Source organism: Streptomyces sp. NPDC042346, assembly GCF_055581845.1.
This window is the reverse complement of record NZ_JBVJEH010000007.1, coordinates 1-16343: the sequence shown is the minus strand read 5'-3', so window position 1 is coordinate 16343 and position 16343 is coordinate 1. Positions and strand designations below refer to the sequence as shown.

Below are 16343 nucleotides of genomic sequence, written 5' to 3'. Positions count from 1 at the left end.
TCCGACTCGGCGAGGAATACGCAGGTGAGGGCGGTGCGGCCGTCATGATTCCGCTTGAACAGCCCCTCGAATAAGGCCGGATGACGCCTTGCCAGGAATATCGGTGGCGTCTAGCGGAAACACTCTGTGAACACGTGTCGTATAAACTCCGCGAACGAGGCAGAGTGTTGGTGCCCCGGCCATGGCCCCATGGCCCCTCTCTGGCCGCGCCGCCGACAGCGCCGTCGTACCTGCCCACGCATCACCGTGTCTCCTGAGTGAGAGGCGACCCATCATGCTCCGACCCTCCCCGGCCCCCGTGCCGGCCCTCCGCAGTGTCCTCGCGGCACTCGGCTCACCGACCGCCGTCCGTGAGGCGCGCACCCCCGCCCTGCGGGCCGCGCAGGGACCACTGAGCCCCGAACTCCCGCTGCCCGTCCACGTCCTCGGCGTCACGGGAGCTCCGGGACGGACACCGTCACCCCGCACCCGGCTCACCGGCTGGCGGTTCCTGATCCGGAACGGGGACCGGGCGATCGCCGCCGCGGACACCAGGCTCACCCCGGACGGCTGGACCTTCTCGCACTTCTTCGAGGGGCCGTACGTCACCGCGACGGAACGGGCCCTGCTCCACGCCGAGGCGCTGCCCACCCCGTACCAGCCCCGGCTCCTCTCCGTACCGGAGCTCTACATGCTGACGCTCTGGCTGCACGCCGACCTGGAGGCGGACGGCACGACCGTCGCCCCGGCATCGGCCGATCTCCTGGTGCCCCTGGCCCCCGCGCCGCCGGGGATCGCGGCCCACCGGCCGTACCAGGTCGCCGACCTCCTGCCCGTGCTCAGCACGCGCCTCGCGCCGCCGCCCCTCCTGGGCTCGGCGGCGCCCGCCTGATCCACCGCACCCGCCGCCCCGCCCCGTGACCCGACCGGGTCACGGGGCGCACTGCTGTCCGAGCACCCGCCCGAACGCACTACCCGAACACCCCTCCCGTACGGACTAGCCCGCTCGGACCACTTCGAACCACCCGAAGAGACCGTGTAGTTGGCCTGAACCGCCCCTGCGGGTGATGCGTCTTCCCCGGAGAGGACGAGCTGCCGCGAAATACCTGCGGAAGACCGTCCATGGGGCAAGACTGGGACCGGAACCGAACCGACCGACGGGGGCGGCGATGAGCGCGAAGAGCCGCAGGACATCCACCACGACGCAGCGAAAGAACCCACCCATGTGCCAGCACCAGCCTGCCTGTCCCACCGCCGACTCCAACGACCGGGAGGCAGCCCGCCTGATGGCACACCATCCGGAACAGGGCTGGAGCCTGCTGTGCAACGGCGTCCTGCTCTTCGAGGACACCGGTGAACTGCTGCCGGACGGGCAGATCATCGCCCCGCACCGGCCGCTGACGGCGGGACAGGTCACGACCGCCGCCTGAGCGGCGCGCGGAGATCGCCGTACGAGGGAGAGCAACGCCGAGGGCCGGCCCGGAGGACATCCTCCGAACCGGCCCTCGGTCCGTACGCGGCGCCTGAGTGGTTCAGCCACTCAGGCACTCAGCGACTCAGTGGTCGTACTCGTCCATCGGCGGGCAGGAGCAGACCAGGTTCCGGTCGCCGAAGGCACCGTCGATGCGGCGCACCGGCGGCCAGTACTTGTCGGCCGGCGAGACACCGGCCGGGAAGACCGCCTCGTCACGGCTGTACGCGTGGTTCCACTCGCCGCCCAGCGCGGCCGCGGTGTGCGGGGCGTTGTGCAGCGGGTTGTCGTCGGCGGGCCACTCGCCCGAGGCGACCTTCTCGATCTCGGCCCGGATCGCGATCATCGTGTCGCAGAAACGGTCCAGCTCGGTGATGTCCTCGGACTCGGTGGGCTCGATCATCAGCGTGCCGGCCACCGGGAAGGACATCGTCGGCGCGTGGAAGCCGTAGTCGATCAGGCGCTTGGCGATGTCGTCGACCGTGACGCCCGTCTCCTTCGAGAGCGGACGCAGGTCCACGATGCACTCGTGGGCGACCAGACCGGCCGGACCGGTGTAGAGCACCGGGAAGTGCGGCTCCAGGCGCTTGGCGATGTAGTTCGCCGCGAGCACGGCGACCTGCGTGGCGCGCTTGAGGCCCTCGCCGCCCATCAGGCGCACGTACGACCAGGAGATCGGCAGGATGCCGGCGGAGCCCCACGGGGCGGCCGAGATCGGGCCGACGCCGGTCTCCGGGCCCGCGGTGGGCTGGAGCGGGTGGTTCGGCAGGTACGGGGCGAGGTGGGCGCGGACGCCGACCGGACCGACACCCGGGCCGCCGCCGCCGTGCGGGATGCAGAAGGTCTTGTGCAGGTTCAGGTGCGAGACGTCGCCGCCGAACTTGCCCGGCTTCGCGAGCCCGACCAGCGCGTTGAGGTTGGCGCCGTCGACGTACACCTGACCGCCGGCCTCGTGGACCTCGGCGCAGATGTCGGCGACGTGCTCCTCGAAGACGCCGTGCGTCGACGGGTAGGTGATCATCAGCACGGACAGCTCGTCGCGGTACTGCTCGATCTTGGCGCGCAGGTCGACGACGTCGACCTCGCCGTCGTCGGCGGTCTTGACGACGACGACCTTCATGCCGGCCATCACCGCGGAGGCGGCGTTGGTGCCGTGCGCGGAGGACGGGATGAGGCAGACGGTGCGCTGGAGGTCACCGTTGGCGCGGTGGTAGGCGCGGACGGCCAGCAGACCGGCCAGCTCGCCCTGCGAACCGGCGTTGGGCTGGATCGACACCTTGTCGTAGCCGGTGACCTCGGCGAGGCGCTCCTCCAGCTCGGTGATGAGCGTGAGGTAGCCCTGCGCCTGGTCGACCGGGGCGAAGGGGTGGATCTGGCCGAACTCGGGCCAGGTCACCGGCTCCATCTCGGTCGTCGCGTTCAGCTTCATCGTGCAGGAGCCGAGCGGGATCATGCCGCGGTCGAGCGCGTAGTCGCGGTCGGCCAGCTTGCGCAGGTAGCGCAGCATCGAGGTCTCGGAGCGGTGCGCGTGGAAGACCGGGTGGGTCAGGTACGCGTCGGAGCGCAGCAGCCCGGAGGGCAGCGTGTCCCCGACGGACGCGTCCAGGGCCTCGACGTCGCCGTCGACACCGAAGGCGCCCCACACGGCGGCGAGCTGCTCGCGCCCGGTGGTCTCGTCGCAGGAGATCGAGACGAGATCGGCGTCGACGCGGTAGAGGTTCACCCCGGCCTCGCGGGCGGCGGCCACGACCGAGTCGGCGCGACCGGGCACCCGGACGGTGAGGGTGTCGAAGTACGAACCGTGCACGACCTCGACGCCACCGGCGGTGAGACCCGCGGCGAGGAGGGAGGCGTACCGGTGGGTCCGCTGCGCGATGCCCTTCAGCCCGGCCGGCCCGTGGTAGACGGCGTACATGCCGGCCATGACGGCGAGCAGCACCTGGGCCGTACAAATGTTGCTGGTGGCCTTCTCGCGGCGGATGTGCTGCTCGCGGGTCTGCAGGGCCAGGCGGTACGCGCGGTTGCCGTCGGCGTCGACGGACACACCCACCAGGCGGCCGGGCAGCGAGCGGGCGTGCTTGTCCTGGACGGCCATGTAGCCGGCGTGGGGACCGCCGAAGCCCATGGGGACGCCGAAGCGCTGCGTCGTGCCGACGGCGATGTCCGCGCCCAGCTGGCCCGGCGAGGTGAGCAGGGTCAGGGCGAGCAGGTCCGCGGCGACGGTGACGATGGCACCGAGCTCGTGGGCGGCGTCGATCAGCGGCTTGATGTCGCGGACGGCACCGGAGGCACCCGGGTACTGGATCAGCACGCCGAAGACACCGCGCTCGGCGATCTCGGCCGGGATCCCCTGGCTGAGATCCGCGACGACGACCTCGACACCGGTCGGCTCGGCGCGGGTCTCGATGACGGCGATCGTCTGCGGCAGGGCGTCGGCGTCGACGAGGAAGACGCCGTTCTTGACCTTGCCCACGCGTCGGGCCAGGGACATGGCCTCGGCGGCGGCGGTGCCCTCGTCGAGGAGGGAGGCGCCCGAGGTGGGCAGACCGGTCAGGTCGGCGACCATGGTCTGGAAGTTGAGCAGCGCCTCAAGGCGCCCCTGCGAGATCTCGGGCTGGTACGGCGTGTACGCCGTGTACCAGGCGGGGTTCTCCATCACGTTCCGGAGGATCACCGGAGGCGTGAAGGTGCCGTAGTACCCGAGGCCGATCATCGGCGCGAGGACCTGGTTGCGGTCGGCGAGCGTGCGCAGCTCGGCGAGCACCTCGGCCTCGGTGCGCGCGGCCGGCAGGCCCAGCGCCTCGGCGTTCTTGATCACGTCCGGCACCGCGGCGGCCGTGAGCTCGTCGAGCGAGCCGTAACCGACCTGGGCGAGCATCTTGGCCCGCGCCTCGGCGTCGGGCCCGATGTGCCGCTGCTCGAACGGGATGCCCTGTTCGAGTTCGGAGAGCGGAATGCGGTTGGCGGTCATGTACGGAGGCCTCCTGGTCGTCACGACCTGCGAGGGGCACCACGGCGCGGGTACCCGGACGGCCTCCCCCTCTGTCATCTCAACCTGAGAGTTTCACCGGCACGCCTCGCGGCACGCCGGCTTTCACCGTCGGTGAGAGCGCATGCCGTGGACACCGCTCTGCTTTCCAGAGTGACCTCGTCCGCGCGGTACAGGGGCCTGAGAGATTCCGGGGAGGATTTGCTCCTTCGGCGCCCTCCGGAAGGTTTCTCCGGGGGACTCTCCCGCACAGGGTCGACAGCCACAGCCAGCCTACCAGCGAGGTTGCGGCTCCCATCGCTCAAGTGGCCGACATCCCAGTTGTGCACTTTCGTAGGGGTGTAGAGCAGTTGCGACCAGTTGGAGGGACCGTGCAGACCGACATCGATCCGCGCAGCCTGATCGGCCGCAAGGCGTTCGACCGGAACGGAAACAAGATCGGAACCGTGGACGAGGTGTACTTGGACGACGCGACCGGCATCCCGGAATGGGCCGCGGTCCGCACCGGCCTGTTCAGCCGGGACGCCTTCGTCCCGCTGGAGCCGAGCGACCTGCTCGACGACGGCCTCCACATCCCGTTCGAACGCGCCCTCATCAAGGACGCCCCCGACTTCGGCGTGGGCCGCCACCTCTCCCCCGAGCAGGAGCTCCAGCTCTACCGCCACTACAGCCTCACACTCCCACCTCCGCCCCAGAACCCCGAAGACACCGACTTCGGCCACCTGGCAGGCCAGGAGGGCCCGTAACACCCACGCACAAGCACGACGGGTACGCGCCCCTCAGGCAAAGCCGCACCCGGGAAGGCCAGCCCACCCGCCACCAACACAAACGGCACCAGCCCGGCCCGCCCGGCACCAGCACAGGCGGCTGGGCTCGGCCTCACGGCACGGCACGGTCTCAGGCGGCACGAGCCCAGGCCTGCCAGCACCAGCGGCAGCGGCAGCGGCCGCGGCCGCGGCACGAGCCCAACCCGCCCGGCGCCAGCACAGGCGGCACCAGCCCAGTCCGGCCCGGCACAGGTGGCTGAGCCCAGCCCGCCCCGCCACCAGCACAGGCGGCTGGGCTCAGCCTCACGGCACCGTCACAGGCGGCACGAGCTCGGCCGGCCCGGCACCGTCAGGGCCGGTACGGGTCCCAGCCGCCAACGGCGCGGAACTCCCCACGCCAAAACCCGCACCTCTGCTTCCCCACCCGCACGGGTGGTGCGGGTGGGAACCCCAGCCCGGCCGCAAGGCCGGGCGCACCCCCCACAACCCACGCCCAGCCACCGCCACGCCACGGCACCGTCACGCCCCCGCCCGACACTCCCCCCGCACCAACGGCAACGGCTCCGAAGGCTCCAGTTCCGGATCGTCCACCGAGAACGTCCGCACCCGCCCCGGTGCGGACCACGGTTCCTCGAACCGCACCGTGACCCGCCCGACGCCGCTCCCCTGCACCCACCCCGCCCCGTGCACCGCGTGCCGCACGTCGTGCCCGGGCGCCCACCGCCGCTCGACGGCGACGGCGCCGGCGCCGGCGCCGGGCGCGTCGGAAGCGGACTCGTCCGGCACAGCCCCGGCGCCGGCCACACCACCCCCTGCCGCACCGCCCCCGCCCGACTCCCCCGCCACGGCAGCCACGGCCGCCGCCGCCCGTTCCTCCTCCGCCTGCGCGGACTCCGCCTGGGCGAACAGATCCTCTTGCGTGTAGTCCGCGAGCCCGCTCACGCCCACCCCGAGCAGCCGCACACCCCCGGTCGTGTCGACCGCCTCCAGGAGCCGCCCCGCGGCCTCCCGCACGACCCCCGGGTCGTCCGTGGGCCCCCGCAGCGTCTCGGACCGGGTCAGCGTCGAGAAGTCGTACCGCCGCACCTTGAGGACGATCGTGCGCCCCGAGTGCCCGGAGGCCCGCAGCCGCGCCACGCACCGCTCCGCGAGCCGCTCCACCTCGGTCCTGATCCGCACGCGGTCGTGCAGGTCGACGTCGAAGGTGTCCTCGACCGACACCGACTTTGCGTCCCGCTCGGCCACCACGGGCCGGTCGTCGTACCCCTGGGCCATCCGATGGAGCGAGGCCCCGTGCGCCCGCCCCAGGAGCCGTACGAGCTCGTCCTCGCCCGCCTCCGCCAGGTCGGAGACCGTGGTCATCCCGGCACGCCGCAAGTGCTCGCCCGTCGCGGGCCCGACCCCCGGCAGGATCCGCACCGACCGGGGCCCGAGCAGCTCCCTCTCGGTGCCCGGCTCGATGAGGACGAGCCCGTCCGGCTTGGCCTCCTCGGAGGCGATCTTCGCGATCATCTTCGACCCGGCGAGCCCCACCGACCCCGTCAGCCCCGTCGTCGCCAGGATGCCCGCCCGCAGCCGCTCGCCGACGGCCCGCGCGCTCGCGCTGTCGTCGGCGAGGCCGCCGGCTTCGAGGTCCACGAAGGCCTCGTCGAGGCTGAGCGGCTCCACGAGCGGCGAGAGCCGCCCGAGCAGCTCCATGACCTGTTCGCTGATCGACCGGTAGAAGGCGAAGCGCGGCACGAGATAGGCCGCGTTCGGCGCGAGCCGCCGCGCCTGCCCCATGGGCATGGCCGAGTGGACCCCGAAGCGGCGTGCCTCGTACGAGGCGGTGGCGACCACTCCGCGCGGCCCGAGGCCGCCGACGACGACGGGCTTTCCGCGCAGGCTGGGCTTCGCCGCCTGCTCGGCGGCGGCGAAGAACGCATCCATGTCGAGATGCAGGATCGTCGGCGCGGCTCTCACATGTCCGATGCTGCCCCATGCCACTGACAACGGCCGGAATCGCTGACGACCCACGAGCCACAGACACCCCACAGGAGCCACAGACGGCCGCCCCGCAGAAGAACAAGCCACACGGAGGACAAACAGCCCTCACGAGCCCCTCACGAGCCCTCACAGGCCCCAGAGCGCCCCAGAAGCGCGCCGGAGCGCGCCGAAGCGCCCGTCAGACCGCCTTGTCGCGCCGCCGCCTCGCCAGCTCGTCGCCCGGATTGTGCCCGACCAGCGTCTCGCCCGTGTCGACCCGCTCCCCGTGCAGCTGGGAGAGCGCCGCCTCCACGTCCCGCCAGACGACCCCGACGGCGATCCCGAAGACGCCCTGACCGCCCTGGAGCAGGTCGACGACCTCGTCGGGCGAGGAGCACTCGTAGACCGTGGCCCCGTCGCTCATGAGCGTCATGCGCTCCAGATCGCGGAAGCCCCGGGCGCGCAGGTGCTGCACCGCCGCCCGGATGTTCTGCAGGGCCACCCCGGTGTCGAGGAAGCGCTTGACGATCTTCAATACGACGACGTCGCGGAAGCTGTAGAGCCGCTGGGTCCCCGACCCGTACGCGGGCCGCACGCTCGGCTCCACGAGCCCGGTGCGTGCCCAGTAGTCCAGCTGGCGATAGGTGATGCCGGCGGCCGCGCAGGCCGTGGGGCCGCGGTAGCCGACCACCTCGCCCGCCGGGCCTGAACTCGCGTCCGTTCCGAAGTCGCCCACACTGCCGTGAAGCGGATACGGACCGGACTCCCCGGACATGTGCCCGAGAGAACTCCCTGCCGTACCGTCCGCGCTGCTCATCACGCCGACCCTCCGTCCTTGACCTGCCCACACGAAGGTAGGCAGTCACTCGGGGTGCGTCAACGATCGCCACACTCGGCACGCCGAGTGATAATCACCCTGAGAGTGGTTTGCCGTGTCTCTCCCCGGGGAAAGGCTACTCGAATGCTCTGACAGCACCCCGCGAACGGCGCGCAGACGGGCCCTCACGACCGGCCCGCACGACGGCCTCGCAAGCGGCCTCCGGCCGCACGTCTCACTGACTGTTGGTCCCGAAGTCCTCCGGTGAGATCTGGTCGAGAAACTCGCGGAACTTCTCCACCTCGTCCTCCTGCTCGTCCGGAATCGCGATACCGGCGTCGTCCAGCACACCGTCGCTGCCGTAGATCGGCGTCCCGGTCCGCAGGGCCAGTGCTATCGCGTCGGACGGCCGGGCGCTCACCTCGACGCCGCTGGCGAAGACCAGCTCGGCGTAGAAGACCCCGTCACGCAGATCCGTGATGCGGACCTCGGTGAGCTCCTGCCCCACGGCTTCCAGCACGTCCTTGAACAGGTCGTGCGTCAGCGGCCGCGGAGGGGCCATCCCCTGCTGGGCGAAGGCGATCGCGGTCGCCTCACCCGGTCCGATCCAGATAGGGAGGTACCGATCGCCTCCCACTTCCCGCAGGAGCACGATCGGCTGGTTGGAGGGCATTTCCACCCGGACACCCACAACGTCGAGCTCGTTCACACAGCAACCCTAGGACGTGCCCGACCGGTTTGGATAGTCGGGCCCGTCCAAGATCACGGGAGCCGGATGCCCAGAGCCGTCTGAACGAAGGCCGCGTGGAGCCTCACGGAGAGCTCGGCGAGCTCCTTCGCGGTGGCCTCCGCATGTGCTCTGGTCTGCGGATTACGGTGCCGGCGCAGCGGCGCGACCATCTGTTCGAGGAGTCCGGCCTCCCGGTCGGCGGCCGCCTTCACACCCCGCAGATGCCGGGGTTCGAGACCGAATCTCCCCAGATCCGCGACAAGTCTGGCGATGGTGACGGCCTCGGCGTCGTAGCCGCCGCCCCGCACCTCGGCGATCAGACCGAAGGACTCCCACTCGGTGAGCTCGGTCTCGGTCACCTCGGCGGCGGCGAGCAGCTCGGCCCGGCCGATGCGTACGGCGGTGGGACGCTCGCCCTCCTGGTCCCAGGGCCCGTCGATCAGCTCCCCCCGGCGCCCGGGCGCCGGGAGACTGACCTGCTCGCCCCGGGCGAGAGCGTCAAGATGCTCACGGATGACCTTCAGCGGAAGATAGTGGTCCCGCTGCATCCGCAGGATCTGAGCGAGCCGCTCCACGTCCTGCGGGCTGAACTTCCGGTACCCGGACGCCGTCCGGCGGGGCTCGACGAGCCCCTCGGCCTCCAGGAACCGGATCTTGGAGATCGTCACTTCGGGAAATTCGTCGCGCAGCTGGTTCAGCACCGTGCCGATGCTCACCAGCCGGTCGCCCTCGGTGGCGGTGCCGGATCCGGCACCGCCCGTCGGTGTTCGCAGCATGGACCTTCCCTGAAGGCTTCTCCGAGGCGTCACACGCCCCGCTGGCTCGAATAGAAGACCAGCCGGTACTTGCCGATCTGCACCTCGTCGCCGTTGGACAGAACGACCGATTCGATCGGCTCACGGTTGACGTACGTGCCGTTGAGGCTGCCGACATCGGCGACGGTGAAGCTGCCGTCCTGGGCCCGCCGGAACTCGACATGGCGCCGGGAGACGGTGAAGTCGTCCAGGAAGATGTCGCTCTGCGGGTGACGGCCGGCCGTCGTCAGCTCTCCGTCGAGCAGGAACCGGCTGCCGGAGTTCGGCCCCCGGCGCACCACGAGGAGCGCGGAACCGAGAGGCAGGGCCTCCACGGCCGCGAGCGCCTCGGGAGACAGCGACGGAAGCGCGGTCTGGCCGGTGACCTCCGCGTCGTACGCCTCGAGCCCCGAGATGGAGATCGTCGACGTCGTCTCGGACGGACGCTCGGCGGCGACCCCGCCCCGCAGCGGCGTACCGCAGTGGGAGCAGAAGCGGCTGTCGGCCGTGTTGCGGTGACCGCACCTCGTACACACCGGCATGGACGCATCCTCCCCCCGCGGCAGGCCCGCGGAGGTCTGTGTCGCGTACGGGTCGGGGGTAAACCCTCCACCCGTACTTGAGGTTGATGGTTCCCCGAAACCTATGCGTCCGGCCCCGGCGGGGTCAACAGAAGACGCGCCCTGCGCGCCCGAAATGTCACCGCCCTGACCGTCGACCTCATCGCGGAAGAGCGGGCGCTCGCCGCCCTGCTCCTCGCTCTGGGCATGGCGCGGCGCGCGGTGCCTGGCGTTGCCGCCGTCCTCGCGTGCGCTCTTGCCGAACAACTTCGCAAACAACTTCACGGGCGATTCCCCTTGACCGAAACAGACCCGCCCGTGGGGCAGGACGAACCGAAATCCATCACACCTGCCGACCCGGACACCTTCACAACGTCCGTATCCTCCGGACAGTTTCCACCACGCACCACCGTTGTGGTGCGCCGACCCCCCGCAACGTCATGCCCTTGTCGCGGGACCCCCTCGTCCCCCGTCTCACTGCGAGGACGACTGAGCGTAGTCAGGCCGCTTCGCGGGTCGCAAGGCGTCGACGACGATCTTCGGCGCCCGCTCCACCGCGGCTGTGGCCTGCTCCTTCTCGAGGGTCTGCACGACACCGCCGGGGATGTTGAGCGCGGGCTCGAGATCCTCCGGCTTGCCGATGACCTTGAAGACGTACGGAGCGGCCACCTTCGTTCCATCGATCCGCATGTCGTCACCACTACCGGTGAAATAACTGTCCGCCACCACCCGCACGCCGTTGACCTGGATCGCCTCGGCACCCGCCGCGCGCAGCTCCTGGATGGCGTCGAGCAGCATGTCGGACTCGACGGCCCCGCTGGGGTCGCCGACGGTCAGGGTGATCCCCGGCCCCTCGGCGGCCACCGTGCCGGCCAGGATCCCGAGCTGTCGCTCCTTCTCCTGGGTCTGCTTCCGGGCCTCCTCGGCCTGGTCCGAGCTGGACTCCAGCTCGGTGCGCTGCTTCTCCAGCCGCGCCTTCTCGTCCTCCAGGCGCTGCGTACGGTCGTCGAGCTCGTCGAGGATCCGCACCAGGTCCTCCTGCCGCGCCCCGCGCAGGGCACTGTTCTCGCTGGTCGAGGAGACCTGGATGGCAAGCCCCAACCCGAGGACGAACAGCAGCAGCGCGACGATGAGCTGGGCGCGGGTGACCCGCGGCGGCCACAGAGCGGCGGCGAGCCTGCGCCGCCCGCTCGGCCCGGCGGCGACGGGAGCCTCCGCCGCGGCCTGCTCGGCGGGCTCCCCCGCCTTCTCACCCTGGCGGGACTCCTCGGAGTCCTGCGAGCTCGGCGCCTTGGGGAGCTTCTCCGAGCTCACGGACTTCTCAGAGCCCTCGGGGTTCGCGGAACCCTCGGACCTCGCGGGCTGCTCAGGCCCGGCGGAGTTCTCGGGCCTGGCCGAGTTCTCGGGGTCCTCGGAGTTCTCAGGCATCTCGGGGTTCTCGCTCATCGGACTCACGCCCGGAAGACGTGGCGCCGGATGGCGGCCGCGTTGGAGAAGATCCGGATGCCGAGCACGACGACCACACCGGTCGACAGCTGCGCGCCCACGCCCAGCTTGTCGCCGAGGAAGACGATCAGCGCGGCCACGACCACGTTCGAGAGGAACGACACTACGAAGACCTTGTCGACGAAGATGCCGTCGAGCATGGCCCGCAGGCCGCCGAAGACCGCGTCCAGAGCGGCGACCACGGCGATCGGAAGATAGGGCTCGACCACCGCCGGCACTTCGGGCCGGACCAACAGTCCGACCACGACTCCGACGATCAGGCCCAGTACGGCGATCACGATGTGCCCTTCCCTGTGTCGGCCGTGGCCCGCCCGGACGGCGTCGCCGCCCCGGCCCCCCTCGGCTCTGCTGTACGTACGGTCAGGCTCGGCGCGGCCGGCAGGCGTACGTCGCCCTCGGCCGAGATGCTGCTCCTGATCCCGAAGTTCTCCACCAGCGCGTGCAGATACTGCCCGTCGGCGCTGTCCTGGAACGCTGTGCTCAGCCGCTGTCCGTCCCCGATCGCGAGGACGGTGTACGGCGGCACCAGCGGCTTGTTGTCGACCAGTATGGCGTCACCGGCGGCCCTGATCGCGGACAGCGACGTCAGCCGCTGGCCGTTGATCGAGACGGCTTCGGCGCCGGACTCCCACAGGCCGTTGACCACCCGCTGCATGTCCCGGTCGCGGACCCGGCCCGTGTCGGAGAAACCGCTGCTCTCCCGCGGCCCCCCGCCACCGGTGTCAGTGCCCTTGGCATCGTCGACGACGAGCTTCACCCCGGGACCGTGCACCGGGGTCGCACCCGAGAGCAGCGCGACGAGCTCGGCCTGGTCCCCGCCGTGCTCCTCCAGCGCCTGCCGCTGCCGGTCCCCGACCTCGACCCGGATCCGCTCGACATCGGCCTCCAGCTGATCGGCGGCGGAGGTCTCCCCCTCGATCCGGTCGATCAGCTCCTGCCGCTCCTTGGCCACCACCGGCGCCGAGAGCCGCGCCTCCGTCACACCCACGGTCACCACGGCGGCGGCGAGCACGAGACCCGCGGCGACAGCGAGATTCGCCCGCCGGCTACGGGGCCTGCCGCCGCCCTCGGCCGCGCGCCGGGCCGTTGCCTCGGCGTAGCCGTCGTCGAGCGCGTGGTCGATCACGTTGTTCAGCAGCGACATCGACGCGTCCGGGCGCGGCGGCGGTGATCCGGTGCTCCGAACGGGGGGCTGCTGCGACATGCCGCACATCGTCGCACGTCGCACGGCCTACCGCCGAATGGCCCCCGCAACGGACCGGGAGGCACCCCCAGAGCGCCTCCCGGCCGTACAGCCCGACCCCGTCAGCGACCTGCGCTGTCGACCACCTCGGCCCACTCGTCGAGCAGCGCCTGCGCGGAGGCGTCGTCGGGGCCCTCCGCCCACAGATGGGTGACGGCCTCAGCGGGGTCGGGCAGCACCATCACCCAGCGCCCGTCGGCCTCGACCACCCGCACTCCGTCGGTGGTGTCCACGGACCGGCTGCCCGCCGCCTCCACCACCCGACGCATGACGAGCCCCTTCACGGCCCACGGGGTCGCGATGTCCTTCTTCAGGACGTGCGCCCGCGGAATCCGCGCGTCGATCTGGCTGAGCGTGAGCTGCGTCCGCGCCACCAGCCCGATGAGCCGCACGAACGCGGCCGCTCCGTCGAAGACGCTGCTGAACTCGGGCACGATGAACCCGCCGCGCCCGTCACCGCCGAAGATCGTCGACTCCTCACGACCCACGCGCGTGAGGTCGTCGGGCGAGGTCGTCGTCCATTCGACCTGCGTGCCGTGGTACGCGGCGACCTGCTCGGCGATCCTCGTGGTCGTCACGGGCAGCGCGACCCGCCCCGAACGCCGCTCGGCCGCCACCAGGTCCAGCATCACCAGGAGCGCCCGGTCGTCCTCGATGATCCGCCCCCGCTCGTCGACGAGCGAGAGCCGCTCGCCCACGGGGTCGAACCGCACCCCGAACGCCGCCCGCGCCGAGGCCACGATCTCCCCCAGCCGTACGAGCCCGGCCCGCCGGCTCTCTGCCGACTCGGTGGGTCGGGACTCGTCGAGCCCGGGGTTGATCACCAGCGAATCCACCTGGAGCCGTCCGAGCAGGCTGGGCAGGACGAGCCCGGCACTGCCGTTGGAGGCGTCCACGACGACCTTGAGCCCCGCCTCGGCGATCCCGGAGGTGTCGACGTTCCGCAGCAGCGACCCGGTGTACGAGTCGAAGACGCTCGCCGGGAAGGAGAGGTCACCGATCTCCCCGGGGAAGGCCCGCCGGTACTCCTGCCGCGCGAACACCCGGTCGAGCTTCCGCTGCCCGGCCTGCGAGAGGTCCGCCCCGCGTTCGTCGAAGAACATGATGTCGACGGAGTCCGGCACACCGGGCGACGTCCGGACCATGATCCCGCCGGCGCTTCCCCGCGCGGTCTGCTGCCGGGCCACGGGCAGCGGTACGTTCTCCAGGTCCCGTACGTCGATGGCGCTGGCCTGCAACGCCGAGATCACCGCCCGCTTCAGCGCCCGCGCGCCCCGGGAGTGGTCGCGAGCCGTGGTGACGGTCGCGCCCTTCTTGAGCGTCGTGGCATAGGCGCCGGCGAGACGCACGGCCAGCTCCGGCGTGATCTCCACGTTGAGGATGCCGGACACCCCGCGCGCCCCGAAGAGATGCGCCTGCCCCCGGGACTCCCAGATGACCGACGTGTTGACGAAGGCACCGGCCTCGATCGTCTTGAACGGATAGACCCGGACGTTCCCCTGCACGATCGATTCTTCGCCGACCAGGCACTCGTCCCCGATCACGGCGCCGTCCTCGATCCGGGCGGCCCGCATGATGTCGGTGTTCTTGCCGATCACACAGCCGCGCAGATTGCTCTGCTGCCCGATGTAGACGTTGTCGTGCACGACGGCCTTGTGGAGGAAGGCGCCGCTCTTGACGACCACGTTCGACCCGATGACCGTGTGCTCCCGGATCTCCGCACCGGCCTCGACCTTGGCGTAGTCGCCGATGTAGAGCGGCCCGCGGAGCACGGCGTCGGGATGCACCTCGGCGCCTTCGGCGACCCACACGCCCGGCGAGATCTCGAAGCCGTCGATGTCGACCTGGACCTTGCCCTCGAGAACGTCCGCCTGGGCCTTCACATAACTCTCGTGCGTGCCGACGTCCTCCCAGTAGCCCTCGGCGACATAGCCGTAGATCGGCTTGCCCTCCTTCATGAGCTGAGGGAAGACGTCACCCGACCAGTCCACGGAGACGTCCGCGGCGACGTAGTCGAAGACCTCGGGCTCCATGACGTAGATGCCCGTGTTCACCGTGTCCGAGAAGACCTGTCCCCAGGTCGGCTTCTCCAGGAAACGTTCGACCTTTCCCTCTTCGTCCACGATGGTGATCCCGAATTCCAGGGGATTCGGCACCCTCGTGAGGCAGACGGTGACGAGGGCGCCCTTCTCCTTGTGGAAGGCGATGAGATCGGTCAGATCGAAATCTGTGAGCGCGTCCCCCGAAATGACGAGGAAAGCGTCGTCCTTCAACGCTTCCTCGGCATTCTTCACACTGCCCGCTGTACCGAGAGGCTTCTCCTCGTTGGCGTACGTGAGCTCCATCCCGAGCTCCTCGCCGTCGCCGAAGTAATTCCGGACGAGTGAGGCGAGAAACTGTACGGTGACGACGGTCTCGTTGAGACCGTGCCTCTTGAGCAGTCGCAGGACATGCTCCATGATCGGCCGGTTCACCACCGGCAGAAGAGGCTTGGGCATACTCGAGGTCATGGGGCGAAGTCGGGTTCCTTCGCCACCGGCCATCACGACGGCCTTCATGTCGGAAGCGTCCTCCTTGAAGAGACGACGGTCCTGCCGACTTCACCTGTCCGCTCGGTGGCCCTCGGGCGTCCTCGTCCTGCCGGCGACGTTGCTCGGCACGGGACGGACGGGCTCAATCGGCCGCGGTATCCGCCTTCACGAGTCGACGGACCTGGACCACGTAGAGGATCCCTGCCCACCAATACAGAGTTGTACCCCATCCGGCGAAGGCCCACCCGAAAACTTCAGCGAGTGACGAAAGCCAGCCCGTTCCGTCACTGAGAAGCAGCAACGGGAACGCGTACATCAAGTTGAAAGTCGCAGCTTTCCCGAGGAAGTTCACCTGCGGCGGCGGGTACCCGTGCCGCCGGAGGATCCACACCATGACCAGGAGCATCAGTTCGCGCGCCAGCAGGGCGGCGGTCAGCCACAACGGCAGGATCTCGCGCCAGGTGAGCCCCACGAGCGTGGACAGGATGTACAACCGGTCAGCGGCGGGGTCGAGCAGCCGGCCGAGGTTGCTGATCTGGTTCCAGCGCCGGGCGAGCTTGCCGTCGAGATAGTCGCTGACGCCACTGAGCATCAGGACGAGCAGCGCCCACCCGTCACTGTTCGGGCCGCCGAACTCGGGACGGAGAATGAGCCACAGAAACAGCGGCACGCCGAGAAGACGCGCCATGCTGAGAATGTTGGGGATGGTGAGAACCCGGTCGGTCTGAACGCGAGTCTCCTGGACCTCCACCCGGGGGCCTCCTGCTGGGATGGTACCGACGTTGCCCCCTGACCCTACCCTCAGCCATGACGCGGCCGCGCACAGGGTCCCGGCTGCCGGCAGAACGCAAAAATGCCTCAACCCCCGGACAGAAGTCCGGGGGTTGAGGCTAAAAATTGTTCGGCGGCGTCCTACTCTCCCACAGGGTCCCCCCTGCAGTACCATCGGCGCTGAAAGGCTTAGCTTCCGGGTTCGGAATGTAACCGGGCG

The 16343-nt window shown here is 70.3% G+C and carries 14 protein-coding genes, 1 rRNA gene and 1 riboswitch; of the genes, 3 read left to right on the top strand and 12 right to left on the bottom strand.

Annotated features, from left to right (window positions below; genetic code table 11):
- Window positions 1-274 precede the first annotated feature (274 nt).
- Together ACZ6K0_RS26220 and ACZ6K0_RS26215 are read left to right on the top strand one after the other, a co-directional pair.
- Window positions 275-871 carry a hypothetical protein gene (locus ACZ6K0_RS26220; protein WP_469232649.1) on the top strand — a complete coding sequence of 199 codons (597 nt, stop codon included), beginning with the start codon at window positions 275-277 and terminating at the stop codon, window positions 869-871.
- A 331-nt stretch (window positions 872-1202) separates the two neighbouring features.
- The gene (locus ACZ6K0_RS26215; protein ID WP_024756896.1) at window positions 1203-1409 is read left to right on the top strand and encodes a DUF5999 family protein; all 207 of its coding nucleotides are present in this window, start codon (window positions 1203-1205) and stop codon (window positions 1407-1409) included.
- Window positions 1410-1535: 126 nt separating this feature from the next.
- Here the strand turns inward: ACZ6K0_RS26215 and gcvP are convergent, their stop codons facing one another.
- Window positions 1536-4421 (bottom strand): aminomethyl-transferring glycine dehydrogenase, encoded by a 2886-nt coding sequence (gene gcvP, locus ACZ6K0_RS26210; RefSeq protein WP_376397226.1) that lies wholly within the window; start codon window positions 4419-4421, stop codon window positions 1536-1538.
- A gap of 176 nt (window positions 4422-4597) precedes the next feature.
- A riboswitch (glycine riboswitch) is annotated at window positions 4598-4697 on the bottom strand.
- Between the two features lie 113 nt (window positions 4698-4810).
- Here gcvP and ACZ6K0_RS26205 point away from each other — a divergent pair.
- Window positions 4811-5185, top strand: coding sequence for a PRC-barrel domain-containing protein (locus ACZ6K0_RS26205; protein WP_376397229.1), 375 nt, complete (start codon window positions 4811-4813; stop codon window positions 5183-5185).
- Window positions 5186-5725: 540 nt separating this feature from the next.
- On the opposite strand, the gene ACZ6K0_RS26200 is transcribed toward ACZ6K0_RS26205, so the two are convergent.
- From ACZ6K0_RS26200 to rrf, 11 genes are all read right to left on the bottom strand, one after another.
- On the bottom strand, window positions 5726-7168 hold the full coding sequence (locus ACZ6K0_RS26200) for a DNA polymerase IV (protein ID WP_469232652.1): 1443 nt from the start codon (window positions 7166-7168) through the stop codon (window positions 5726-5728).
- 202 nt (window positions 7169-7370) lie between these two features.
- Complete coding sequence (locus ACZ6K0_RS26195; protein WP_376397235.1) at window positions 7371-7988, bottom strand: MerR family transcriptional regulator; 618 nt, start codon at window positions 7986-7988, stop codon at window positions 7371-7373.
- Window positions 7989-8223: 235 nt separating this feature from the next.
- Window positions 8224-8697: a bifunctional nuclease family protein gene (locus ACZ6K0_RS26190; RefSeq protein ID WP_015032172.1), complete on the bottom strand. Its 474-nt coding sequence runs from the start codon at window positions 8695-8697 to the stop codon at window positions 8224-8226.
- A 53-nt stretch (window positions 8698-8750) separates the two neighbouring features.
- On the bottom strand, window positions 8751-9494 hold the full coding sequence (ftsR, locus tag ACZ6K0_RS26185) for a transcriptional regulator FtsR (RefSeq protein ID WP_469232654.1): 744 nt from the start codon (window positions 9492-9494) through the stop codon (window positions 8751-8753).
- A gap of 29 nt (window positions 9495-9523) precedes the next feature.
- Complete coding sequence (locus tag ACZ6K0_RS26180) at window positions 9524-10465, bottom strand: FHA domain-containing protein (RefSeq protein ID WP_376397307.1); 942 nt, start codon at window positions 10463-10465, stop codon at window positions 9524-9526.
- Window positions 10466-10546: 81 nt separating this feature from the next.
- A complete protein-coding gene (locus tag ACZ6K0_RS26175; RefSeq protein ID WP_469577101.1) occupies window positions 10547-11518 on the bottom strand; it encodes a DUF881 domain-containing protein in 972 nt (323 codons plus the stop codon).
- A 5-nt stretch (window positions 11519-11523) separates the two neighbouring features.
- On the bottom strand, window positions 11524-11856 hold the full coding sequence (locus ACZ6K0_RS26170; protein ID WP_015032176.1) for a small basic family protein: 333 nt from the start codon (window positions 11854-11856) through the stop codon (window positions 11524-11526).
- Window positions 11853-12782, bottom strand: coding sequence for a DUF881 domain-containing protein (locus ACZ6K0_RS26165; protein WP_376397244.1), 930 nt, complete (start codon window positions 12780-12782; stop codon window positions 11853-11855). The genes ACZ6K0_RS26170 and ACZ6K0_RS26165 overlap by 4 nt, the downstream gene beginning before the upstream one ends.
- 101 nt (window positions 12783-12883) lie before the next feature.
- The gene (locus tag ACZ6K0_RS26160) at window positions 12884-15379 is read right to left on the bottom strand and encodes a sugar phosphate nucleotidyltransferase (protein WP_376397247.1); all 2496 of its coding nucleotides are present in this window, start codon (window positions 15377-15379) and stop codon (window positions 12884-12886) included.
- Window positions 15380-15494: 115 nt separating this feature from the next.
- The gene (locus tag ACZ6K0_RS26155) at window positions 15495-16103 is read right to left on the bottom strand and encodes a CDP-alcohol phosphatidyltransferase family protein (protein ID WP_376397250.1); all 609 of its coding nucleotides are present in this window, start codon (window positions 16101-16103) and stop codon (window positions 15495-15497) included.
- A gap of 148 nt (window positions 16104-16251) precedes the next feature.
- A 5S ribosomal RNA gene (rrf, locus tag ACZ6K0_RS26150) occupies window positions 16252-16343 on the bottom strand; the annotation flags it as partial.